Below are 24,539 nucleotides of genomic sequence, written 5' to 3' on the forward strand. Positions count from 1 at the left end.
TCCTGGACGGCAGAACCCAAGCGGTCATTCGAAATCATTTTCTACGCTATCCTAGAAAGGTTCGTATGAGGGTCAAAGTGATGACCATAGACATGTTCAGTCCTTACTATCAGCTGGCCAAGCAGCTTTTCCCGCATGCCCAAATTGTTCTCGATCGTTTCCACATTATCCAGCACCTCAGCCGAGCTATGAACCGTGTCCGCATCCAAATCATGAACCCATTCGACCGAAAATCTCAGGAATACCGAGCCCTCAAACGCTATTGGAAACTCCTCCAGCAGGACAGCCGCAAGCTTAGCCATAAGCGTTTTTATCGGCCAACCTTTCGGGCGCATTTAACCAATCAAGAGATTCTCCATCAGCTGCTCAGCTATTCGGACCAACTTCGACAGCACTATAAGCTTTACCAGCTTCTGCTCTTTCACTTTCAGGAAAAGCAAGCTGATTATTTCTTTGACCTGATGGAGGAGGTTATTTCTGATGTTCACCCGATTTTTCAAACCGTCTGTCGGACTTTCCTGAAGGACAGAGACAAGATTACCAACGCCTTGGAACTACCCTACTCCAACGCCAAGCTGGAAGCGACTAACAATCTCATCAAGGTCATTAAGCGAAACGCTTTTGGATTCAGGAACTTTGACAACTTTAAGAAACGCATTCTCATCGCTTTGAACATCAAAAGAGAGAGAACGAATCTCGTCCTCTCGCGATGTTAGCTGACATCAACCCACTACAGTTGACAAAGAGCCACAAAAAAACCTAAACACATACCAAATAGAAAGTAGTTTCCCTACTTCATATCTCGTATTTGTCTAGGTTTTGCCTGCATGACCAGTAACAATCCATGAATTAAGTATAACACAAGTCTCTAAAAATGCAAGCGGTTTCTAAAAGTTTTTTTAAAATTTGAAAAAATCGTTATCAAACTAGAGATAGAGCTACCATTCAATAACGAAGTAAGACAATTAAAAAACTTTGATTGGATTATCACCAACCAAAGTTTTGATTTATAAGAATGTGTAAAACCGTTTTTTTACTTCATCTCATTTGCCAGCCGCTCGTACACATCAACGACTTCTTTTGCCAAGTCAATGAAAGTCAAACTTGTCATCAAATGATCCTGAGCATGCACCATCAAAAGACTAAGCTCAATCTTTTCACCTTGAGCTTCCTGTGTCAGCATTTCGGTTTGAGATTTATGAGCCGATATTAAATCCTTGTTAGCTAATTTTAATTTTTCACGTGCTTCTTCAAAACAGCCTTTTTTAGCTTTTTGAATCGCTTCAAAGGCATTGCTCTTTGCCTCGCCACCATACATAATGAGGGACATGATACTTTCTAAATTTGAATTTTCCATATCGAACCTCTAGCCTCCGATCAGTTCCTCAGCTAATGCCAATACCTTTGAACCGTTCATCATGCCATAATCCACCATTGGGATAACTCCAATTGGAATGTTTTTATCCTTCAATTTTTCCGTAAATTGCTCTAATAGATACCGAACTTGCGGTCCTAATAGCAAAACATCTACTTTTTTCTCCAAAATTATATTGTCTACTTCTTGAGCTGGGACTGCAAAAATCTCTGCATCCAATCCTTTTTCATCTGCCGCAGCTTGCATTTTTGTCACAAGCAAGCTGGTACTCATGCCCGCAGCACATGCTAACATAATGGTTGTTTTAGCCATGTTTACTCCTTCTATTTTATCAAATAATTACTCTCTACCGATTAACGGATCTTGCTAAACGTGACACAGTATGCCGAAGTCCTCGAATAGCATTACTTAGTGCATAAATATTATCCACTACTGCCAAACCACCATAGCCTGCATCCCCAATATGTTGAATATCAACACCACAAATTTTATTGCGAAGCGCGATTTGTTTAATCGTATCCACATCTGATGTCTCTTGGCTAGTGCCAATAGCGCTTAAGACTAAACCTTTTTTACTATGTACTAAATCTACGACAGCTCTCATTTCCTCATCGCTGAAAGCAGGAACCGTTCCAACGGCTGGCACCAAAATCACATCTGCACCCGCGTCTAATAATTTCTCAGCTGTCTGAAGATCTGCAACCGGCTCGGATACCCCTGCACCGTGCATTTTCCCAGCTATAATCAAACCTGAGAAATGCTGCTTAGCTAATTTTACTGCATCAATAATTTCTTTATTGCTAACTCCTGTTCCTGGATTACCTGTTAAGCAGACAAAATCAAAGCCTAATTTTTCAATTTGTTCAAAAGAAGCCTGACTAGCTTGCCGACCGGCAGCAATCACTTGCACTTCTTCCAACATATCTGCTTGTAGATCAATAGGCTCCAAATTCACACCGATTGGAGCGCCTACCAAACGATGCAATTCGTGAACAATTTTCTCTTTTTCACAATCCAAACCAAATATTTCTGGCTGAAAAACATCTAAACAATTCAGCAAAATCATATCTGCACCAAAAGCTCTTGCAATTTCAGCATTGGTAATGTCTCCGACAAAGGTTTCACGAATGACCACATTTTCAGACAACACAACACGCCCTTCACTCGCTTGAATGCTTTGCTTGAGCTCTTGGGCTGTCATATTCAAAATTTCCGAAGGATTTGCACTAATTAATCGTTTCATATTCCCATCTCCCTACTGATTTTCTTCTGCTTTAAAGCGTTTTTCAATAGCAATCACAAATGGGATATAGATTAAAATATCCATCACAATAAGAACAGCTTGTAAAATAGACGCTTTAAAACTTCCCGTTGCCAGCAAGCCACTAATAATCGGAGGAGTTGTCCAACCTGGGTCAGTATATGTTAACGGTACAAGACCACTTGCCATGGATGACCATGCAACGATGAGATTCGCAATCGGTGCCAAAATAAATGGGAACAGAAGCAAAATGTTTAAGACAATTGGAACACCAAACATCGTTGGCTCATTGATATTGAACAAACCTGGAACCACTGTAATAGGTGCCAGTGTTTTGATCTGCTTACTTGATTTTTTCTTTTTCGCTAAATAACCAATCGCTAATACCAAGCCAATAGTTGCGCCACCACCGCCAATGAAGACGAAATTATCCATAAAGACACTGGTAAAGATATGCGGTAGTTTTTCCCCTGCTTGATAAGCAACTTTATTGGCATCGAGATTCGAAAGCCACAATGGTTTCATAACCGCATTGACAACATTTCCTCCATGAAGTCCAACAAACCAGAATGAACTATTTAAAGCAACTAGAATCATCAAACCAAATAAATTATTACCTAGTAGGCCTAGCGGTTTTCCTAAGATAGTCTGGGCGACAGCATGCAAATTTGGTAGTTTTAAACTTGCTAAAAGGGCATAAACCAACAACCAGCCTGTGATAATCACTGCACCTGGAATAATGGCGCTGAAACTTTTTGAAACTGCCGGTGGAACACCATCAGGCATTTTAATTTGGACATTATGATTGATGAACCATTGATAGATATAACCATTTACCAAACCAAGAATGATTGCTACAAAAAGGCCTTGTGAAGCTAAAAATGCTGTAGGAACACCGTTTCCTGTTTTAGTAGTAAGGAATGGTGTCACTGTGATAAAGGCAGCAAGCGAGATAATCCCAGAAGGAATCCCATCCACTTTGTATTGGCGACTCATATAGTAGGCAATCCCAAAACTGGCTACCAAACCAATCAGACCAAAACTACTATCCACGCCTTTCCATAGATAGGCAGAAACCCCAATTTTTGTCAAATACGCTTCCCATCCTGGAACAGGAAAACTAGCAATAACCATAAACAAAGAACCAATCAACAATAATGGTACTGCAAGCGTAATTCCATCCCGAATTGCCACTAAGCCTTTATTATTTCCCAGCTTAATGGCAATGGGCATTAACTTCTTTTGTAAAAATTTGTCCATCTTTACAATCTCCTTTGGTTATAATATATTATTAAATAGCAGACAAAACCAACTTTATCTCGCTTTTTAATTATATTTTAAAACGATTTTCCGTGAAAGTCAAGCGCTTTCACTTGTATTTGATAATTTTTTATAATCAATATATAATAGATGCAGGGAAGGATGGTAGATAATGAATCAAACAAAAAAACAAGCTGAGTTACGAGCGATTATTTTAGATAAAATTTACGCCAAGGGGCCAATTTCTCGCATTGATATTTCAAAAGAGACTGGCATTACTCCTGCCACAGTTAGTGCGATTACAGGAAGTTTGATCCAAGAAAAACTGCTGTATGAGCTGGGGGAAGATGAAGAACACGCAAAAGTCGGACGCAAGAAAATCCTCTTGGGTATTAAAAAACAGCACTCTTATTTCATCGGCTGTGAACTGTCTGAAAAATACTTTTCTTTTGTGTTGAGTGATAATACAGGAAATGTGATTGATAAAGATAAAGCAACCGTCACCTCGGAAAAAATTCTAGCAGAAGGCGCTGATTTGTTTTGTCATTTACTTGAACAATTCATTTTTCGGAACAATTCCTATACAATTCAAGCCGTGGGAGTAGCTATCCCTGGACGCTATTTGCACAATGACTTGATTACAACAAACAATCAAACATGGAAACAATTTGATCTAGCAAAGATTAAAAACGAGTTTTCTTTTCCAATTTACTTTTCTAATAATGTCAATTGCATGGCACTAGCAAAGCGCCTTTTTTCTGCTTACCAGCTGGATGAGAATTTTATCTATTTTCATTTTGCACGGGGTATGCACTGCTCTTACATGTACAATGGCAAAATCTACGGCAAAAGCAATATTGTCATCGGTGAAATTGGTCATACTGTCGTTTGTCCTGACGGAGAAGTCTGTGGTTGCGGACGCAGAGGCTGTTTGCAGACTTATGCTAGTGAAAGTTGGCTGATAAAAAAAGCAAAAATCATCTTTGAAACTGCCGAGTTGACCTATTTAAAATCGCTTGTCACAGATAAAGAAGAGATCACGATTCAAACCATTCTCACAGCCTACAAGCTAGGAGACCAAGCTATTCTCAATCTCCTTCATTTGGCATTTAAGTATTTAGCACAATCCCTGCTAAACCTTAGCATGATGATTGATGCAAAGAAAATTTATCTGCACAGTCCCATCTTGACTGATGACAAAGTCATTGCAGCTTTCTATCAAGAAATCTCACTACAACCAAAACTACTCTTCAAAGACTTGCCTGAACTCATTATCGAGCCTTATAGTGATTTTACTGGCGCAGTCGCTGGCGTTGCTCTTTGTTTGCAAAAGGAGTTTTTATCCATTTAGCTTCATTATGGCTCATAAACTTGTTATACTTATTACAAAAATTAGAGGTCAGAACAATTGTCACGAACCTCTAATTTTTACTATACAATACAAGATGGACTTACTAACTTGTCTGAAATATTTATAAAGAAAGAACCTCTATTGTGTCAAAGAGGTTCTTCAAAGATTCCTTTAGAACTTTCATTTTTACATAACTACATCCATCGTCAGGACTTGTCCGTCTTTTACAACTTGCTCACCTGCTATATAGACATCTTTAACATCATTTCCCTTGACAGCATAGACAAGGTGGGAGAGCATATTTTCCTCTGGGTACAAGTGCACTTTTCCTTTTGGCTGAATGATTAAAAAATCTGCTTGTTTGCCAACTTCTAGGCTGCCGATTTGATCATCCATGCCGAGTGCTTTGGCACCTTCAATTGTCATTGTTTTCAAAGCCTGCTCAATGGTAAATTGAGTGGCGTCACCTGTGCGCATTTTTTGTAAAAGAGCAGCAGTACGACTTTCTTCAAACATATCCAAATTATTATTGGAAGCGACCGAGTCCGTTGCAAGTCCGACTGTCACGCCAGCTTGAATCAAGTCTGTTACGGGAGCGATGCCAGATGCTAATTTGAGATTGCTGATGGGATTGTGGGCGATATGAATCTTAGAGGCTGTTAGTTCTGCAATTTCTCGCTCATTTAATTCCACACCGTGGGCAAAAATCCCCTCATGCTCCAGATAACCTAATTCTTTCAAGAAAGCAAGTGGGCGTTTTCCATAACGCTCTAAAATTATGCCATTTTCTGCTTGTGTTTCTGCCACATGGATATGCAATTTCAGCTGTAATTCACGCGCCAGCTCCAAGCTTCCCTTTAGCAACTCCTTACTGCAACTATATGGCGCATGTGGTGCTACCATTACTTTAAAGCGGTCATCGTTGTAGGACAGAATTTCCTCAATAATAGTCCGAGTACGCGCCAAGGTTTCTTCCGTCGTCTCCATATCGGAGCTAAACAAAGTCGGTGAAAAATAACAACGCATTTTAGAGCGTGCCACCACTTCATGAATCTGCCCAATTTCAACACCGTTGGGATTGTACATATCATTAAAAGTCGTCGTCCCAGTCTGAAGCATTTCTGTAAGTGCCAGATTGACAGCTCTTGTTGTGACCTCTGGTGTAAACTCGCTTTCTGCCGGCCAGATATAATCTTCTAGCCATTCGTGGAGATTGCTGTCGTCTCGAATGCCACGAAGTGTGGTCATAGCAGAGTGGGTATGGCAATTGACTAGACCCGGCATAAGCCAAGCTCCCTCACAATCTACCGTCTCATCTGCCCGCGCTTCCCAAGTGGCATCCTCATTCCCACAATAAACAATCTTGTCCTCGTTTACCACCAACAGCCCATTCCGATAGACATGAAAATCTGCATCACATGTCACCAAATTCACCTGTTTAAATGCTTTCATCGCTTCTCCTTTAAACAAGAGCCATAAGATGATGTTCAATTACTGTGCATCGTTAGCAGCAATCGCAAAAACAAAAGCCGTATGGATACTCATTTCACATTCACCTTATGCTCTATTTGTATTTGACAACATAACTAAGGACAAAGCCACGCTTATTTACGGTAAGACGGTAGAAACTCTCCAACCCTATTATGGAGATTATATGTTTTCATTGAATTTTTTAGTTATTGTAGCAAAATCTATACCAAATAGCAAGCTTTAAAAAATGGGAAAAACATTAAAATTTACTCCGCAAATCCTATCTGCAATACTTTGAGCAATCAATCACTACAACATTTGTTTAGTCTGTAATTAGTTTTGAAACTGCTAGTCGCTCTATCCACACATTTATGAGTAGTTGCGAAATAAGCAGAGCCGTCTAGCTCAGTCACTGTTTACTCTACTGATCTTACTTCATATATGAAAGCAAGTAGCCATATCCTGCAGCTTCCATATCTTCTTTTTTAATAAAGCGTAGCGCTGCTGAATTGATACAGTAGCGAAGTCCGCCTTGTTCCTGTGGACCGTCTGTGAAAACATGACCTAAGTGTGCATTCCCTGAACGCGACCGCACCTCAATCCGCTCCATACCGTGACTTTTATCTTGATAATACTTGATCACATCTTTGGCAATCGGTCTTGTAAAACTCGGCCAGCCACAACCAGCATCAAACTTATCACTGGCAAAGAAAAGCGGTTCTCCCGTTGTCACATCCACATAAATGCCTTCTTCAAACGTTGCAAAATATTCGTTATGAAATGGTCGTTCGGTTGCGGCATGTTGAGTGACTTGGTAGGATTCTTCAGACAAATCTGCCTTTAAAGCTGCTTCGTTCGGTTTCTCATACTGTCCCGGATCAACTAAAGGCTGATAAGCATCATTGACATTGATATGGCAATAACCACTAGGATTCTTCTTGAGGTAATCTTGATGATAATCCTCTGCCAATACATAATGGCGCAGCGGTTCTACCTCCACCGCAATCTTCTTGCCAAATTGCCGTTCTTGCTCTTTTACGACTTCGCTAATGACTGACACATCCGTATCGTTTATGTAATAAATCCCTGTGCGGTACTGACGTCCGACATCATTTCCTTGCTTATTGATAGACAGCGGATCAATCACCCGAAAATAATAGAGCAAAATTTCTCGTAAGCTAACCAAATTTTCATTATAAGTCACATGAACTGTCTCAGCATGGTCGGTTTGATGAATCAGCTGATAATTAGTCGACTCTACTTGCCCATTAGCATAACCGACGGTCGTGTCAATCACGCCTGTGATACGGGAAAAATATTCTTCCAACCCCCAAAAGCAGCCACCTGCTAGATAAATTTCAGCCATAAAAACACCTCATTTCTTTGTTCTTATTTTCTCACAAATTCCTAAAATGTTATAAGAATTTGATTAGAACTTTCTTGAGAATGATATGGCAATGAACTGTTAAATACCACTCTGGTTTAATCCAGATAGTTCAACTTCCCACGAAAATCTTCTATGCTTTCATAGCCTTTTTCTAACATGATTGCTTTCAGCTCCTCAGTAATACGCTCAAAAGCTCCTACACCTTCTTTGTGCAGCGTTGTTCCTACTTGCACCATACTAGCTCCACAAAGAATATGCTCAAAAGCATCTCGACCCGTCAACACACCACCTGTACCGATGATTTGGATTGTAGGATTGAGCCGTTGATAAAAAGCATGAACATTAGCAAGGGCAGTCGGTTTGATGTATTCACCACCAATTCCGCCAAAGCCATTTTTCGGACGAATAACAACTGTTTCATCGTCAATATAAAGACCATTTCCGATTGAGTTAACACAGTTGACAAAAAAAAGAGGAAATTTGTTAAAAATTGCTGCCGCTTGATCAAAATGTGCCATATCAAAATATGGTGGCAATTTAATGCCCAGCGGCTTGGTGAAATAGTCAAACACTTCACTCAAAATCTTCTCTGTCGCCTCAAAATCATAAGCGATTTGTGGCTTTCCAGGAACATTTGGACAAGATAGATTGAGCTCAGTCAAGCCTTTAAAGTCACTGTCCTGCACCTTTTTCAAAAGGGTGTGGGTTTCTTCTAGCGACAGACCTACCAGCGACAAAAAGAAGGTTCGATTGGACTCTGCTTTTTGTAGGTCTAATAAATACTCCAAATAATAATCCAATCCATGATTGGGTAGTCCCATTGAATTGATTGAACCTAGTGGTACATCTTGGTAACGAGGTTCAGGATTTCCTGCTCGCGCTTGCAAGGTTGCTGTCTTAGTCACAAAAGTTCCCGCAGCTGAGTTTTTAACTTCTTCTAGTTCTTCAATCGTCATGCAGGCAACGCCAGCCGCATTCATCAGGCAGTTGTCAAAAGAAAAACCAGCAATTTGTGTTTGAGTTGATAGCATGAAATGCTCCTTTCATTTTTTCTATTGTACCACTAAAAGCAGAAATATGACTCTTTGAACGGAATAGAAAGAAGAAACGTTCGGGATAAACAACTGAATCTTTGTTGAGCAAGAGTTTGATGTAAAATTATATGTTTGAATTTTCAGAAAATTCAACTTTTTTCTTTACAGCTCTTTTGTTTTCTGTTATAATGGCACATGTAACAAAAGATAACACACACAGAACTAGGACGAAAGTCTCGTTCTGTGATTGGGCTAAGACCATTGATAGCTAGAACAGACAAGTCTAACAAATCTTGCAAAGCAACTTTTGTTGAGCTACCTCTTTTTCCCATGACCGTTCGAGCATAGGGAATTACGGACGTGGATATTAAGGAGCATAGCGATGTGATTGCTTTTATTTTTTACGGTCTTAGTATCTTATTGCAACTGAACTCGGATGGAAAGTCTAGCAAAAAAGATAGGTTCCCTTGTGTTCATCGAACACGGCGTCAGCCTCCTATTTTTGTACGACTTTTACTCGTCCTCGTATCTTATTTAAGGAGAAATCTATGACAACTGCTAAAGAATATATCCAAAGCACTTTTGAAGCTGTGAAAGCTCGCAATGCTCACGAAGCAGAATTTCTGCAAGCGGTAGAAGAATTTTTAAACACGCTTGAACCAGTTTTTGAAAAACATCCTGAATACATTGAAGAAAACATTTTGGCGCGCATTACCGAGCCAGAACGTGTGATTAGTTTCCGTGTTCCTTGGGTTGATCGCGACGGCAAGGTTCAAGTCAATCGCGGTTACCGCGTACAATTTAATTCCGCAGTTGGGCCATATAAGGGCGGTCTTCGTTTCCACCCAACGGTTAATCAAGGGATTTTGAAATTTCTTGGATTTGAACAAATCTTTAAAAATGTTTTGACTGGACTGCCAATCGGCGGTGGTAAAGGTGGATCTGACTTTGATCCGAAAGGCAAGACAGATGCTGAAGTGATGCGTTTCTGCCAAAGCTTCATGACAGAATTGCAAAAATATATCGGTCCTTCTCTTGACGTTCCTGCTGGTGACATTGGGGTTGGCGGACGCGAGATTGGCTATCTTTACGGTCAGTACAAACGCCTACGCCAATTTGATGCTGGTGTCTTGACTGGTAAACCACTTGGATTTGGAGGTTCTCTGATTCGCCCAGAAGCAACTGGTTACGGCCTTGTTTACTATACGCAAGAAATGCTTAAAGCAAACGGTGAAAGTTTTGACGGAAAGACCGTTGTCGTATCCGGTGCTGGAAATGTAGCTCAGTATGCTGTGCAAAAAGCAACTGCCCTCGGTGCTAAAGTCATTTCTGTGTCTGATTCAAATGGTTATGTCATTGACAAAGATGGTATTGATTTTGACCTTCTAGTTGATGTAAAAGAAAAACGACGTGCTCGTCTGACAGAATACGCTGCTGAAAGGGCAAGCGCTACTTATCACGAAGGCTCTGTCTGGACTTACGAAGGTGCATTTGACATTGCCCTGCCATGTGCCACTCAAAATGAAATCGATGGTGAAGCAGCAAAACGCTTGGTAGCGCAAGGCGTATTCTGTGTATCAGAAGGTGCTAATATGCCAAGTAATCTTGACGCCATTGCCGTTTACAAAGAAAATGGTCTCCTTTATGGTCCTGCCAAGGCTGCCAATGCCGGTGGGGTGGCTGTATCTGCTCTTGAAATGAGCCAAAATAGTCTCCGTCTCTCATGGACGCGTGAAGAAGTAGACACTCGTCTGAAAGACATCATGATCAACATCTTCAACACTGCTAAGACAACTGCTGAAAACTACAATCTTGGCAAAGATTATCTAGCAGGAGCAAACATTGCTGCTTTTGAAAATATCGCCAACGCTATGATTGCCCAAGGAATTGTTTAAACGAATATACATGATAAAAGGCTGTGGACGAATTTGTCCACAGCCTTTTACTGTTCTTCTGCTGAAAATTTCTAAAACTTCACGCTTTTGGTTTCTCCCCACTTGACATTGTCATAAATGAGAGTGTAAGGCTGCTGCGCGCCGTCCTCACCGTCATACATCAGCTTCCATTCTACCTTTTCACCCGCTACGAGTTCCTCTTTGATTTTGTTGGCCTCAAAAATGGCATCATCCATTACATAGGATTCGCCCATTTCGTCTTGTAAATCAAAGTCATAAACATTGAGTGGGAGCTTTTCACTAGAGGTATTTTCGATAATAACCTTAGCCGTAATCATCGCACCTGTTGCTTGACCTTCCATTCGCTCTTTAGAATCCACGTGAATGTACTGGACAGTAACTTTCAGACCATTTTCAAAACGAACGCTATCTCTCAGGCGATGATGTTTGTAATTATCTTGATAAATTTCAGTTCGAGTGCCATGTCCTAGAAAAGCAAGGTTGACAATACTTAAACCAGCCACCATGAGGGTGATGCAAAAGAGCATGACACAGCTAATGATTGTCGTCCAAAACAAAGGCTGTTTATACAAAGGCTGTTTCAAGCGATAGACATGACCGTCAGGGGTCGTTATTTCATGCGGTACTTGTTCTTCCATAGTAATCTCCTTTCTGCTTACGCTGGTGCATAAATCGTTGGCAAATCAATTCCTCCCTTTAATAGAGCGTCATGATACAGTCTGTAAAATTGATGATAAACGGTGCTTTGGCTACCGCTTTGGACGGTGATACTGACACGAAAATAAAATTGTCCATTGTCTGCGAGTTGAGGGCCTAGAATCACTGGTTCCTGCAAAATTTCTACTTGATCGCCCGCGTATTCCTCATTGACCTGCTGGATAATCTGAGTGACCTTCTCCAAATCCGTCTGAGCGTATAATGGAATATCAATGAGCGCTCGCATATTGCCACGTGAGAGATTACTGACGACGGTAATGTTGCGATTAGGAACGTAATGCAAAGTGCCATCCGCATCGCGCACTTGTGTCGTCCGAATTCCGACACTCACGACTGTTCCTGCGATTTTAATCGAGCCATTAGTCAGACGAACGCTGTCTCCGACATCCAACTGCCGCTCCAACAAAATAAAGAAACCATTGACTAAATCAGACAAGAAGCCTTGCGCTCCCATCCCGATTGCCACCCCAGCAATCCCAGCTCCTGCCAGTAAACTTGACACCGGCAAGCCTAAAATCGCCAATATCCAATAAATCAAAAAAAAGTAAAGGGTGTAATTCAGCAAATTTTCAATCAAACGAGTGAGGGTCTTTTGCCTCCCTTCGTCTTGACTAGAGAGTTTCAATGAGGGGGAGATAATCTTTCTTACGAGTACATGTACCAGCTTTTTAGCAAGGTAAAAGAGAGCTAGCAAGAGCAAAAGTGAAACGAGCTTGCTAAAGACATCATCTACCAAATGAGACCAGTTGAGTTTTTCAAAGTAGCGATAGAATACATTCTTGTTTACTGAGAGCATACTTCACCTCCTCGTATTTATCTCTATTATACCATATCTGAGCCTAATTGAATCAGGGGAATGCTAACTCCCCCCAGTGTATTCTATCTAAAACAGATTGATTTTTCAGAATATTTATACTATAATGGGAGACATTATGATCATGAAGGGATTATATGATATGAAAAGAATAGTTTTAGCTTGGAAAAAATCTAGTTTGATTAAGCGTATTGCTATCGGGATTGCATTAGGAGCTGTCCTTGGCTTGACCTTTCCTAAGCTATCAGCAATTGGGTTATTAGGAGATATATTTGTTGGTGGCTTAAAAGGCATTGCTCCACTGTTGGTTTTTGCTTTGGTGACCAATGCTCTATCACAACATCGAAAAGGGCAAGAAACCAACATGAAAACTATCATTATCTTGTATCTTTTGGGAACATTCTCAGCAGCTTTAGTCGCAGTGCTAGCTAACTACCTTTTTCCTTTACACATCACACTCACAGCGTCAAAGACCAAGATTACACCACCAGATGGGATTGGGCAAGTCCTCAGTAATTTGTTGCTCAAAGTAGTGGACAATCCAGTCAATGCTCTCATCACCGCAAACTATATTGGAATATTATCTTGGGCTGTGGTATTTGGACTTGCCATGCGTGAAGCCAGCAAAAGCAGTAAAGAGCTTTTGCAAACTATGGCAAGTGTAACCTCTAAGGTCGTTGAATGGATTATCAATTTGGCTCCTTTTGGAATTCTTGGTTTAGTCTTTAAAACGATTTCTGACAAAGGGTTGGCAGTGTTGGCTAACTATGGCAGCTTGTTAGCAGTTTTAATCGCTATCATGCTTTTTGTAGCTCTGGTCGTCAACCCTTTCATTGCCTTTGTTCTGATGAGAAAAAATCCCTACCCACTTGTTTGGCGGTGTTTAAAAGTCAGTGGTGTGACAGCTTTCTTCACACGTAGTTCAGCTGCTAATATTCCTGTCAACATGAAACTTTGTGAAGAACTAGGACTCAACAAAGATACCTATTCCGTTTCTATCCCACTTGGTGCCACTATTAACATGGCTGGAGCAGCTATTACCATCAATGTGCTCACCCTTGCTGCAGTCAATACATTAGGCATTTCGATTGACTTTGCGACAGCATTAATCCTCAGCATTGTCGCCGCTATCTCTGCTTGTGGCGCTTCCGGGGTGGCAGGTGGCTCTCTTTTGCTCATTCCTGTTGCTTGTAGTCTCTTCGGGATTTCAAATGATGTTGCCATGCAAGTCGTTGGGGTAGGATTCATCATTGGAGTTATCCAAGATTCCTGTGAAACGGCGCTCAATTCCTCAACGGATGCCCTCTTTACCGCAGTTGCAGAAAAAAGTACTTGGAGAAAAAGGAAAAAAACGTAATACAATGAGATTGGAAATGTCCCAGCCTCATTTTTTAATTAACCCAATTCTGCTTTAGACTCCTTGCCCTTGCAACGGGCAAGGATATCCGCATAGTGCTTGCGGCTGTTATTGAGCACGGAAAGGAAGATTACTAATTTTAAGTCCAATGAGCTTTTCTTGCTTCATAAATTCCTTCTTTCCTTTTCTACTTATCACTTAAAGCGACCGTTTCAATGACTTCTCCTTTTTCCGTCAGCGCGGCGGATGACCTCAACTACTTTTCGTTTGCTTCGTCCGCCCGGCGGAAAGTCTCCCTTATTTTTGGTTTGCTCCATCCGCCCGGCGGACAGCATGAATCAAAAGAAGTTTATCTCGTCCGCCGAGCGGACGGAATGAACGACAATCAGTTTGCCTTGTCAGCCGCGCGGACGAAATGAAATTGTCTTGTTTGTAATTATTTCCTGCTTAACTTCTAACTTTATTTTTTGAAGATAACTTTGAAAAGAAGGTAGATACAAATGAATAAGGGTACAACAATGACGAATACAGCTACTATTCCAAATGTTCCCATAATTTGACCGCCCCTTCTGATTGAAACAATCTTTCTTCATTTTCATTATAGCATCGATTTGTGCATTTTTCTATTGGCAAAAGGGTGTGGATGACGAAAGCGAATTTACGTCAAAAATACTCTTCTAATCTTAAAAAGAGAAAAGACTTGAAACTTTCGTTCAAGCCTTTTCTTTTTTAGCTTAATTCAGCTACAATAGCTTTTAATTGTTCTTTGGTATGAACACCGACAACTTGCTTCACCACTTGCCCATCTTTTTTGAAGATGAGTGTCGGGATTGACATGATTCCAAATTCACTTGGTGTATTTGGGTTGGCGTCCACGTCCATTTTGAAAATCTTCAATTCGTCTTCATGTACTTCTTCGGCTAATTTTTCCAAAATCGGTGCCTGCATGCGGCAAGGACCACACCATGCTGCCCAAAAGTCAATGAGGACAAGTCCGTCTTTTGTTTTTTCTGCAAAGTTTGCATCTGTAACTGCTGCTACCATATTATTCTCCTCTGACGATGACCGATGTCATCGCTCTATTTCATTTCTTGACATCATTCTACACTAAAAGGAAGCATTTGCAAAATATTTGCTACGAAGCGAAAAGCTCCTCCGCAGATTAGCGTTCAATCATTCCGAAAATAAACTTCTATCCGTTGGAAATTACCTGAGACAAATCTTCTGTAATATCAGAATTTACTACGGAGTGAAAAGCTCACTCCTCTCATTCCATAGGTTAGTCGCTCAAAGAAAAATGATTGGTCATCAGATTGCTAGCGTCTAGCAAGATTTTATTCAGAAGTTGGTCCGTTGCTTCTTGAATCTTATCGCTTAGGGCTTGATTTTCTGCTTCAAAGTCAACTATTTCTCCCTTTTCCAAGGCACAATCCACGCGCCCCAGCATTTCATGTCCCAAAGCCATAGTCGTTTCCTGATAATCATCCAAATCTCCCAGATGACTAGAAAAATGCGCGTCAGCCAAAGCAGCGATTAAGCGATTTGTCCAATAAAACGAATCCGTAGAGACTTTCTCACCTGTATTCGCAAAATAAGTCGGCGTCGTAGAAATTTGAGTAAAGAAAGGCACGGCTGTATTGTAAGGCATAGAGCCATAGGACAACCATTGAATGCCCGTCGTTTCCTGCGGTTTATTGGGTCTCAACTGCAAGATAGATGTTTGACTTGTGCGGTTAATCCCAATCGTGCGGAAGGTCCGCTGGCTGTGAGTTGTGCCTTCTAAGCCATAAGGGTCATAAGGAGAGTCTTGGTAATGGCTGCTAAGGACATACTTGACATCTTCAATCGTGATTTTTCGGTAGGGTTTTTGACACCAAGAAAGGAAAAAGGAGCGCGGATCTTGCTCGATTTCTGGATTGAGAAAACGCTGAATATCCCAAGCACGCGGTGTATTGTAATGACGATCTTTGTCACGCTGACTGCCAAAAGCATAGCGCGGATTGAAAGATTCCCCGTCATAGTTGAGATTCAAATGATTGCGACGAATAAAGTCTTTCAAATCAGAATCACAGAGGAAATATTCTGGATTATTAAACTCAAAATAATCCATTCCCAGCTGGTTTGGATTGGTCACATAGGCGTCATCTGGCACACGGCGAGCTATCCAATGATGTCCGCCGATTGTCTCCAACCACCAAATTTCATCCACGTCAGAAAAGGCAATCCCGTTTGACTCATAAGTGCCGTATTCTTCAAGAATCTTTCCTAAGCGCAACACGCCCTCACGCGCCGTTTTGATATAAGGCAGCACCAAGGTCAGCATATCTTCTTCTCCGATACCAGTCGCCACCAAAGGATCTGCTCCCAGCACTCGGCTATTGGTGGTAATCGTCTCGGTCTCGCTCATGGCTACATTGTAGACATTGATACCAGCTTCACCCCAAATCCCGTCTTTTGCAAGAGCGTCCGGTACACTGGTGTAGCGAACTGGATTGTCCGGCAAATCTATCTCAAAACTTGACAGCACTGATTTATAATGCCGCGGCTGATCTTCTGGGTTAACAACAATAAATTTCTTGGGCGTAAACACACCATTTTGCGAATCCTCTGTACGTGCAATCATAGTTGAACCATCATAACTCGCTTTTTTCCCAACCAGAATCGTTGTACAAGAATCTTGTATTCCTTTTTGTCTCATAAATGTTTCCTCTTTTCAATCTTTCTTCTTTACCATGAACAGTTTTGTTCACCAACTCTGCATTACTTAAACACCACAATCGTCGCTCCGCTACCACCAGCATTTTGCGGTGCATAGCCAAAACTCTTGACATGCTTATTGCGGCGGAGATATTTGGTGACGCCTTCGCGAATGACGCCAGTCCCAATCCCGTGAATAATGTCCACCTGCACCATATTGTTGAGCAAGGCTTGGTCAATAAAAGCGTCCAACTCTTGCATAGCTTCTTCGTAGCGCTTGCCTCGCAAATCCAGTCTAGCTCTTGGTCCACTTGTTGTTCGTTTCACCACATTGACCTGCTTTTTCTTAGGCTGTTCTTTTTCAGCTTTGAGCAGGTTAAATTCTGCTTCCTCTAAGGTCATCTTGATGAGACCAACTTGTGCTTCCCAGCGACCGTCTTTGAGCTGATTGACAAGCGTGCCTCTCTGGCCATAGCTAATCACCAGAATATCGTCTCCCACTTTTGGTTTTCGCGCTTTTTTAGCTTGTTTCAATACTTTATTCTGTGACAAATCCACCGTTTCAGGAGCCAATTTTTTCAGCTGGCTTTTGGCTTCAATAATTTCGTGCGGTTTGAGACTGGATTTAGCATGTAGATTTTTGAGAATCGTATCACTCTCCGTCAACGCCACATCAATGATTTCCTGCGCTTCTAGCCTTGCCTTATTCAGCTCGGCTTCTTTTTCCCGATTAAACTCATTGTAGAGCTTTTTAAGAGCGCGGTTAAATTTGAGATTTTCTTGCTCCACTTCTCGGATATTATCCAACCGCTTGCGGCTTTCCAATGTCTGTTCTTCCAAGCGCTCAATAACGCGATTGACATCGCTGCCCGTGTCAGTCAATTCTTGAGCATCCTTGACCACTCTATCAGACAGACCTAAACGCCTTGCGATCTCAAAAGCATTGGAACGCCCCGGTACTCCCTGCATAAAACGATAAGTCGGTCTTAGGCTCTCTGTATCAAATTCCATGCTGGCATTTTGCACTCCCTCAGTCTCAATCCCATAGACTTTGAGTTCTGGATAGTGGGTCGTTGCCATTGTCTTGACTTGTCGTAGCCGCAAGTCCTCAAGAATTGCCATAGCAAGAGCTGCTCCTTCCTGAGGGTCAGTTCCTGCTCCCAGCTCGTCCAAAAGCACCAAAGCATTCTCATCAGCCTGCTCTAAAATAGAGACAATGTTCGTCATGTGGCTGGAGAAAGTCGACAAACTTTGCTCAATAGACTGCTCATCTCCAATGTCCGCAAAGATTTGGTCAAAAATCCCCACTCGACTCCCTACATCTGCCAAAATAGGCAGACCAGACTGTGCCATAAGCTGAGCCAAACCTAGGGTTTTGAGCATAATAGTCTTTCCGCCTGTATTCGGACCCGTAATGACAATCTCAGTCAAATCCGCCGCAAAGTACAAGTCATTGGCTACTGCATTTTCTATCAGAGGATGAGCAACATGGAGCAGTCGAATATCCTGACGGTCAGACAGCTCGGGCACTACCGCTCCTTTCTCCTGCATAAAGCGCACCTTAGCTTGAACAAAGTCCAGATGTCCGATAATCCAAGCATTATTGGCAATTTCAGCAGCATGCGGACGAATGCGTTCTGATAACTCTTGCAGAATCCGCAAAATCTCATAGCGCTCGTCTGCACGTGCATTGGTGATTTCTTCATTGAGATTGACCACCGCCCGCGGCTCAATATACACCGTGTTTCCACTGGCAGAAATATCGTGCACTACGCCTGAGATACGATTGCGGAATGTATTTTTGACCGGCAAAACATTGCGACCGTTTCGACTGGCTACTACTTGATCTACTAACATATCGCCCTTGTTCTTGAGAATATCCTGCAAAACATCTCTCACCTGAACTTCATTTTCTTGAATTTTCCGGCGAATGTGAGCCAAATTATCACTAGCAAAACTTTCAACAAATCCGCCTTCATTGATAGCTTGCAGCGCTCCTTGCAAGCTCGGAAAAGGAACCAGATTTTCAAAAAGCCGGTTCAATCTTTGTAACTCAACATTTTCCAAATCCTCATAAAAATCAGTCAATTCTTGCGTGACAGCCAGAACCCGCTTCAGAGCGAGAAATTCTTCAATGTTTAAGTCGCCTTCCAGCTCCAAGCGCTTGGTCAAGCCCGTAATGTCTTGGGTCGCAGCCAGACTAAAATGCGGACGCTGTACAAAAATCTGCTGCATGTCCGTCATTTCTAAGAATGCTGTCTCCAGCCTTTCCTGTTTATTGGATGGGAACAGCTGCTGCAATTCCAAGCACCCTTGTTCTGTCAGAAGATAGGGTTCAAAGAGCGCCTTGATTTTCCCAAATTCTAATGTTTCTAAAATTTTTCTATTCATATTCTTATCTTCCCTGATGAAAAAGAAACTCAGCTAGCACCACCAACTGAGTCTTTGTATTTATCCGATGATTTTGGTCACCCAGAGTTGTTTCAACATTCCTGAAGTAATTGGTGTGTGACTGATGATAAAACGAGCTAAACCACTGGCATTGAGATGATTTTGAACAAGTGGTAAAGGAATCGTTGCTAAAACGGTCAGCAACATTTGAATCCCAAACAAAGTGACGCAAACAGCCAAAGCACCGCTAGCAACATTGTACCAACGCTCATTGGCTTTCTTGTTTGGCACCAAGTGAATAAAAATCCCAATAAAACGGGCTATGCTATAAACAATCGTATAAACTGCTAGATAAGCCAGACCGGCATAAAAAACCTTGTCCAACTGGAACAATTGACTGCTGGGAAAGAAATAGGTAAATGTCCCTTCCTGTGCACTCGCATAGGGTACTAAAAGATTAATTTTTTCACCTAGAGATTGGTACAATTGCCCCGCAATAATAGCTGAAACAACCGCCGAAACAGTATAATAAGCTTGCAAAATAATTCCGCGCGAATAGCCAATGTAAAAACTCCAAGCTAAAATCAGCAAAATTACTAATGAAATCATAGGGCGCCCTCTTGCTCACTTACCTTTTGCTTGTTGGCTTCTAGCACTTTTTTACGAAGTTCTTCCAGCTCTTGCTCCTTGTCATCGAACTCAATCTCACGTGACAATTGCGTCGCTAAACTATTAACCGCCAGCAAAATAGCTAATGTTTCATCATCTGCCGCAGGCATCTTCTCTTTAATTGCGTGATATTTTTCTGTCGCAACCTTTTCAACTTCTTCCATGAATAAATTATCGTGTTCTGTTGTTAAGGTTACACTCTTCTTTCCGAAAGTAAATTTGTATCGATTTAAGTTTGCCATAAAATCACCTCAAAATATTATACCAAAAGGAAGCGATTTTGTCAGTTTTTAAAGAAATTTATCACTTTTATGGTACAATAACAATATGGAAAGTATTACCTTACAACCCAGTGAGAAACAAATTCAAGATTTTGTTGCCCAATACCAGGCACAGCTTGTTTCTAGTAAAAATCCTTATATTCGTTACCTTTTTAAGCTTGATAAGGCAACTGCCTCCATCTACACTTCAGGAAAAGTCCTCTTCCAAGGAGAAAACGCAGAGCAGGCAGCACAATTTTTTGGCTATCAAGCGTCCAAAGAAAAAACGACACCTCATTGGCAGAATTGTCCTCTGATTGGAACAGATGAGGTGGGAAATGGCTCTTATTTTGGCGGACTCGCTGTTGTGGCTTCTTTTGTCACACCAGAGCAGCATTATTTTTTACGAAAGCTAGGAGTTGGCGATTCTAAAACTCTGACAGACCAAAAAATCAGGCAAATCGTTCCTCTGTTGAAAGAAAAAATCCAGCACCAAGCTCTGCTATTGTCCCCGAAAAAATACAACCAAGTTATCGCTTCTGGCTACAATGCGGTGTCTGTCAAGGTTGCCCTTCACAATCAAGCTATTTATCTGTTACTACAAACGGGAGTGCAACCAGAAAAAATTGTCATTGATGCCTTCACGAGCGAGAAAAATTATCAAAAATATCTCCAGCAAGAACACAATCACTTCTCAAACCCTCTCACTTTAGAGGAAAAAGCAGAAGGAAAATACTTAGCCGTAGCAGTCAGCTCCATGATTGCCCGTGACCTCTTTTTAGAAAATCTTGAAAATTTAAGTCAAGAGCTCGGCTATGAATTGCCTAGCGGAGCAGGAAGAAAGTCCGATAAAGTCGCAAGTCATCTCCTTCAAGCCTACGGTATAAAAGGGTTAGAAGCGAGCGCAAAACTGCATTTTAAAAATACTGAAAAAGCAAAGAAACTTCTAGAAAGGTAAGTTATGCAAACAAAATCAACTACTTTTTCAAAATTTATGAAAGAATGGGGGTTGTTTATCCTCTTTATGGCCGTTCTTTTCTTATCACGCGCCTTTCTTTGGGTTCCTGTCAAGGTAGACGGGCATTCAATGGATCCAACCTTAGCTAATGGAGAGTATTTATTTGTTGTCAAACACCTGCCTGTCAATCGCTTTGATATTGTCGTTGCAAGTGAAAAAGACGAAGATGGAAAAACCAAGCAAATTGTCAAGCGGGTGATCGGTCTTCCTGGAGACACTATCCGCTACGAAAACGACCAATTGTATGTAAATGGCAAAAAGACCAACGAATCTTATCTTAAAAATTACCTCGCGAAGTTTAAAGATGATAAATTGCAGAAAACCTATTCCTACAATAGTTTCTTCCAATCTTTAGCAGACAAAGCTCAAGCCTTTACGCAGGACGCAAACGGCAACACTAGTTTCACTATTGAAGTTCCAAAAGGCGAATACCTGCTCTTAGGAGACGACCGTCTTGTTTCAAAAGACAGCCGTCAGGTAGGAACCTTTAAAGCCAGTCAATTGCAGGGCGAAGCAAAATTCCGCTTCTGGCCTTTGAATAGAATTGGCACTTTTTAATCCCAAACAAGTCTATTTTGATTCGTTGGAGGTGGACAAAAAGTGTTCCAGCTTCTATCAGATTTAGGAATAAACGAATAACGCAGCTTCAACAATCTAGTGAATTGTTGAAGGTTGGAAATCAGACTTGCGAAGCAAGTATCAAAGTTGTTCGCTTTTCAAGCTTGGAAGAGCACCTTTGACGAAAACTTCGTTTTCTTCATCTGCAACCTTAAACAGCTTGATAACTGTTTAAGCACCCTTGCGGGGGTGGGACTACGAACTAAAAATTTTCGATTTTTAGTTCTGTTCCACTCCCATTCTTTTAACATTGATACAGGAAGATGATGGAATTTTACTTTTCAGGCACTATTGAACGCATTATTTTTGAAAATCCCAGCAGTTTCTTTCGGATTCTGCTGATAGATATTGACGACACCGATGCAGATTTTGATGATTTTGAGATTATTGTCACGGGCACCATGGCGGATATTATGGAGGGCGAAGACTATACTTTTTGGGGAAACCTCGTGCAACACCCTAAATATGGGGAACAGCTCAAAATAACACGCTATGAGCGGGCAAAGCCAACCAGCAAAGGCTTAGTCAAATATTTTTCAAGCGATCATTTTAAAGGGATTGGTGTAAAAACAGCGCAAAAAATCGTGGATCTCTATGGCGATAACACGATTGACAAAGTTTTAGCAGAGCCAGAAAAATTAAAGGATATTGCAGGTCTTTCTGCCAAAAATCGCGAAGCCTTTCTCACGAAACTAAGACAAAATTACGGTACCGAGAGAATCCTTGCTAAGCTATCTGAATACGGTATCCCCAACAAACTAGCTTTTCAAGTGCAAGATTTCTACAAGGAAGAAACCTTAGAAATCGTGGAACACTATCCTTACCAATTGGTAGAAGACATTCAAGGAATTGGTTTTAAAATTGCCGACCAACTGGCACAAAGCTTAGGGATTGAAGGTACCGCTCCAGAGCGTTTTCGTGCTGGGTTGCTTCACACGCTCCTCACTCAATCTATGGAAAAAGGCGACACCTATCTTGAAGCAAAAGAACTTCTGGAACATACGATTGAACTCCTCGAAAGTTCCCGTCAGATTGAGTTAGACCCAAGTTCTGTTGCGGATGAGCTGGCACATTTGATTGAAGAAGATAAAGTTCAAAATATTGATACAAAGATTTTTGAAAACAGTCTCTTTTTTGCCGAAGAAGGGATTCGTAGCAATCTCTTGCGCATTTTAGAAAAAGGGAAGCAAAACAAGTTTGAACCGAAAAAGATCGAAGCTGCTATTGCTCAAATCGAAAATGAGTTTGCCATTTCCTATGATGTGACTCAAAAACAAGCAATTTGTGACGCTATCAATCACAAAATTTTTATCCTAACGGGTGGCCCCGGAACAGGAAAAACGACCGTCATCAATGGAATCATTGCTGTTTATGCTCTGCTGCATGGGTTGGATTTGCGCAAATCTCAGGATTTGCCTATCCTGCTAGCAGCTCCTACTGGGCGTGCTGCCAGACGCATGAATGAATTAACAGGGCTTCCAAGCGCTACAATTCATCGGCATTTAGGCATGACAGGAGATGACGACACCAGCCATTTAGACGATTATTTGGACGCAGACTTTATTATTGTGGACGAATTTTCAATGGTAGATACTTGGTTAGCCAATCAACTCCTCAGCAACATTTCATCAAACACCAAACTCCTAATCGTCGGAGATGCCGACCAGCTGCCTTCTGTCAGCCCCGGACAAGTGCTGGCAGATTTGCTGAAAATCCCTCTTCTTCCGCAGACCAAATTAGAAAAAATTTATCGACAAAGCAAAGACTCCACTATCGTCACCTTAGCCAGTCAGATTCAAAAAGGCATCCTCCCAACTGATTTCACTGAGAAAAAAGCTGACCGTTCTTATTTTGAAGCGCATAGTGAGCATATCCCGAAGATGATTGAGCGCATCGTAGAGGCTGCTCTCCGCAGCGGCATTCCAGCTCAAGATGTGCAGGTGCTTGCGCCTATGTACCGCGGACAGGCTGGGATTGACCACATCAATCAACTCATGCAAAATCTAATCAATCCTGTCGAAACAGAACAAATCATTTTTGAAGCAACTGATTGTCAATATCGACAAGGCGACAAGGTGATTCATCTGGTCAATGATGCGGAAAGCAATGTCTTTAACGGCGATTTGGGTTATATCACTGATTTGCTGCCAGCAAAATATACGGACTCTAAACAGGACGAGCTGACTATCAACTTTGATGGCAATGAAGTCATTTACCCACGCAGCGAATGGTATAAAATTCGTCTGGCATACGCTATGAGTATCCACAAATCTCAGGGTAGTGAATTTCCTGTAGTCATTTTACCGATTACATCCAGCAGCCACCGTATGCTGCAACGCAATCTTATCTATACTGCTATCACCCGTGCCAAGAGCAAATTGATTCTTCTTGGGGAAAAGTCTGCCTTTGACTTTGCTGTCAAAAACACTGGCACAGCTCGCAATACCTATCTAATCCAACGCTTTTCAGACCTCCTAACTGATGAAAAAGTTATACACACTTCTGTGAATAATTTGGAAACAACTGTGGAAAAATATATCTTGACTGAGGAAAATTTCTTGAAAATCAACCCTATGATTGGAATAACGGATGAGGATATTCAAAATGTTTTTGGAGAATGATAGAAAAAAGTAGCTCTTTGTCAACTGTAGTGGGTTGATGTCAGCTAAGCTTTAGAGAGGACGAGATTCGTTCTCTCTCTTTTGATGTTCAAAGCGATGAGAATGCGTTTCTTAAAGTTGTCAAAGTTCCTGAATCCAAAAGCGTTTCGCTTAATGACCTTGATGAGATTGTTAGTCGCTTCCAGCTTGGCGTTGGAGTAGGGTAGTTCCAAGGCGTTGGTAATCTTGTCTCTGTCCTTCAGGAAAGTCCGACAGACGGTTTGAAAAATTGGGTGAACAGCTGAAAGATTCTCCTCAATTAGGTCAAAGAAATGATTAGTTTG

22 protein-coding genes and 1 riboswitch are annotated in these 24,539 nt (G+C 41.4%); of the genes, 7 read left to right on the forward strand and 15 right to left on the reverse strand.

Features of this window, described 5'->3' with window-relative positions; genetic code table 11:
• On the forward strand, positions 1-716 hold a 716-nt coding region (locus tag HMPREF2984_RS06900), incomplete at its 5' end, for an ISL3 family transposase (protein ID WP_142350456.1).
• 317 nt (positions 717-1,033) lie between these two features.
• Here HMPREF2984_RS06900 and HMPREF2984_RS06905 read toward each other — a convergent pair.
• The 4 genes from HMPREF2984_RS06905 to HMPREF2984_RS06920 are packed head-to-tail and all read right to left on the reverse strand — an operon-like array spanning position 1,034 to position 3,896.
• Positions 1,034-1,357: a PTS lactose/cellobiose transporter subunit IIA gene (locus tag HMPREF2984_RS06905; protein WP_004224460.1), complete on the reverse strand. Its 324-nt coding sequence runs from the start codon at positions 1,355-1,357 to the stop codon at positions 1,034-1,036.
• Positions 1,358-1,366: 9 nt separating this feature from the next.
• Positions 1,367-1,687 (reverse strand): PTS sugar transporter subunit IIB, encoded by a 321-nt coding sequence (locus HMPREF2984_RS06910; RefSeq protein WP_070670866.1) that lies wholly within the window; start codon positions 1,685-1,687, stop codon positions 1,367-1,369.
• A 34-nt stretch (positions 1,688-1,721) separates the two neighbouring features.
• Positions 1,722-2,618, reverse strand: coding sequence for a DUF7916 family protein (locus HMPREF2984_RS06915; RefSeq protein ID WP_070670867.1), 897 nt, complete (start codon positions 2,616-2,618; stop codon positions 1,722-1,724).
• 12 nt (positions 2,619-2,630) lie between these two features.
• The gene (locus tag HMPREF2984_RS06920) at positions 2,631-3,896 is read right to left on the reverse strand and encodes a PTS sugar transporter subunit IIC (RefSeq protein WP_003039556.1); all 1,266 of its coding nucleotides are present in this window, start codon (positions 3,894-3,896) and stop codon (positions 2,631-2,633) included.
• Between the two features lie 172 nt (positions 3,897-4,068).
• On the opposite strand from HMPREF2984_RS06920, the gene HMPREF2984_RS06925 reads away from it, so the two are divergent.
• Positions 4,069-5,247, forward strand: a complete 1,179-nt coding sequence (locus HMPREF2984_RS06925; protein WP_059221552.1) for an ROK family transcriptional regulator — start codon at positions 4,069-4,071, stop codon at positions 5,245-5,247.
• A 186-nt stretch (positions 5,248-5,433) separates the two neighbouring features.
• Here HMPREF2984_RS06925 and HMPREF2984_RS06930 read toward each other — a convergent pair whose 3' ends face one another.
• From HMPREF2984_RS06930 to HMPREF2984_RS06940, 3 genes are all read right to left on the reverse strand, one after another.
• A complete protein-coding gene (locus tag HMPREF2984_RS06930) occupies positions 5,434-6,699 on the reverse strand; it encodes a TRZ/ATZ family protein (protein ID WP_059221554.1) in 1,266 nt (421 codons plus the stop codon).
• A 123-nt stretch (positions 6,700-6,822) separates the two neighbouring features.
• Positions 6,823-6,925: riboswitch (purine riboswitch) on the reverse strand.
• 222 nt (positions 6,926-7,147) lie between these two features.
• Positions 7,148-8,083 carry a peptide-methionine (R)-S-oxide reductase MsrB gene (gene msrB, locus HMPREF2984_RS06935; RefSeq protein WP_059221556.1) on the reverse strand — a complete coding sequence of 312 codons (936 nt, stop codon included), beginning with the start codon at positions 8,081-8,083 and terminating at the stop codon, positions 7,148-7,150.
• Positions 8,084-8,199: 116 nt separating this feature from the next.
• A complete protein-coding gene (locus HMPREF2984_RS06940; RefSeq protein ID WP_059221557.1) occupies positions 8,200-9,135 on the reverse strand; it encodes a dihydroorotate oxidase in 936 nt (311 codons plus the stop codon).
• A 551-nt stretch (positions 9,136-9,686) separates the two neighbouring features.
• On the opposite strand from HMPREF2984_RS06940, the gene gdhA reads away from it, so the two are divergent.
• On the forward strand, positions 9,687-11,033 hold the full coding sequence (gene gdhA, locus HMPREF2984_RS06945) for an NADP-specific glutamate dehydrogenase (protein ID WP_059221560.1): 1,347 nt from the start codon (positions 9,687-9,689) through the stop codon (positions 11,031-11,033).
• Positions 11,034-11,104: 71 nt separating this feature from the next.
• Here the strand turns inward: gdhA and HMPREF2984_RS06950 are convergent, their stop codons facing one another.
• Entirely contained in the window at positions 11,105-11,692 is a 588-nt protein-coding gene (locus HMPREF2984_RS06950; RefSeq protein WP_070670868.1) for a DUF4352 domain-containing protein, read from the reverse strand.
• Between the two features lie 17 nt (positions 11,693-11,709).
• Positions 11,710-12,567 (reverse strand): mechanosensitive ion channel family protein, encoded by an 858-nt coding sequence (locus HMPREF2984_RS06955; RefSeq protein WP_003039594.1) that lies wholly within the window; start codon positions 12,565-12,567, stop codon positions 11,710-11,712.
• Positions 12,568-12,727: 160 nt separating this feature from the next.
• Between HMPREF2984_RS06955 and sstT the strand changes: the two genes are divergently transcribed.
• Entirely contained in the window at positions 12,728-13,942 is a 1,215-nt protein-coding gene (sstT, locus tag HMPREF2984_RS06960) for a serine/threonine transporter SstT (protein ID WP_100069427.1), read from the forward strand.
• A gap of 729 nt (positions 13,943-14,671) precedes the next feature.
• On the opposite strand, the gene trxA is transcribed toward sstT, so the two are convergent.
• The 5 genes from trxA to HMPREF2984_RS06985 form a co-directional block, all read right to left on the reverse strand.
• Complete coding sequence (gene trxA, locus HMPREF2984_RS06965) at positions 14,672-14,986, reverse strand: thioredoxin (protein WP_003032965.1); 315 nt, start codon at positions 14,984-14,986, stop codon at positions 14,672-14,674.
• Between the two features lie 235 nt (positions 14,987-15,221).
• Positions 15,222-16,640, reverse strand: coding sequence for a C69 family dipeptidase (locus HMPREF2984_RS06970; RefSeq protein ID WP_049534104.1), 1,419 nt, complete (start codon positions 16,638-16,640; stop codon positions 15,222-15,224).
• Between the two features lie 62 nt (positions 16,641-16,702).
• The gene (locus HMPREF2984_RS06975) at positions 16,703-19,030 is read right to left on the reverse strand and encodes an endonuclease MutS2 (RefSeq protein WP_049534101.1); all 2,328 of its coding nucleotides are present in this window, start codon (positions 19,028-19,030) and stop codon (positions 16,703-16,705) included.
• 60 nt (positions 19,031-19,090) lie between these two features.
• A complete protein-coding gene (locus tag HMPREF2984_RS06980) occupies positions 19,091-19,639 on the reverse strand; it encodes a CvpA family protein (protein ID WP_049534097.1) in 549 nt (182 codons plus the stop codon).
• A complete protein-coding gene (locus HMPREF2984_RS06985) occupies positions 19,636-19,941 on the reverse strand; it encodes a hypothetical protein (RefSeq protein ID WP_004224416.1) in 306 nt (101 codons plus the stop codon). Before HMPREF2984_RS06985 ends, HMPREF2984_RS06980 begins: the two co-directional genes overlap by 4 nt.
• Before the next feature lie 85 nt (positions 19,942-20,026).
• Between HMPREF2984_RS06985 and rnhC the strand changes: the two genes are divergently transcribed.
• From rnhC to HMPREF2984_RS07000, 3 genes are all read left to right on the forward strand, one after another.
• A complete protein-coding gene (rnhC, locus tag HMPREF2984_RS06990; protein ID WP_070670871.1) occupies positions 20,027-20,917 on the forward strand; it encodes a ribonuclease HIII in 891 nt (296 codons plus the stop codon).
• 3 nt (positions 20,918-20,920) lie between these two features.
• Positions 20,921-21,535: a signal peptidase I gene (gene lepB, locus HMPREF2984_RS06995; protein ID WP_070670873.1), complete on the forward strand. Its 615-nt coding sequence runs from the start codon at positions 20,921-20,923 to the stop codon at positions 21,533-21,535.
• A 326-nt stretch (positions 21,536-21,861) separates the two neighbouring features.
• Positions 21,862-24,216: an SF1B family DNA helicase RecD2 gene (locus tag HMPREF2984_RS07000; RefSeq protein ID WP_049534094.1), complete on the forward strand. Its 2,355-nt coding sequence runs from the start codon at positions 21,862-21,864 to the stop codon at positions 24,214-24,216.
• A gap of 44 nt (positions 24,217-24,260) precedes the next feature.
• Here the strand turns inward: HMPREF2984_RS07000 and HMPREF2984_RS07005 are convergent.
• Positions 24,261-24,539 (reverse strand): transposase (locus HMPREF2984_RS07005; RefSeq protein WP_142350457.1); only part of this gene is annotated, 279 nt, incomplete at its 5' end.

Origin of the sequence: Streptococcus sp. HMSC066E07 (assembly GCF_001814695.1) — a bacterium.
Classification (GTDB): Bacteria; Bacillota; Bacilli; order Lactobacillales; family Streptococcaceae; genus Streptococcus; species Streptococcus hominis.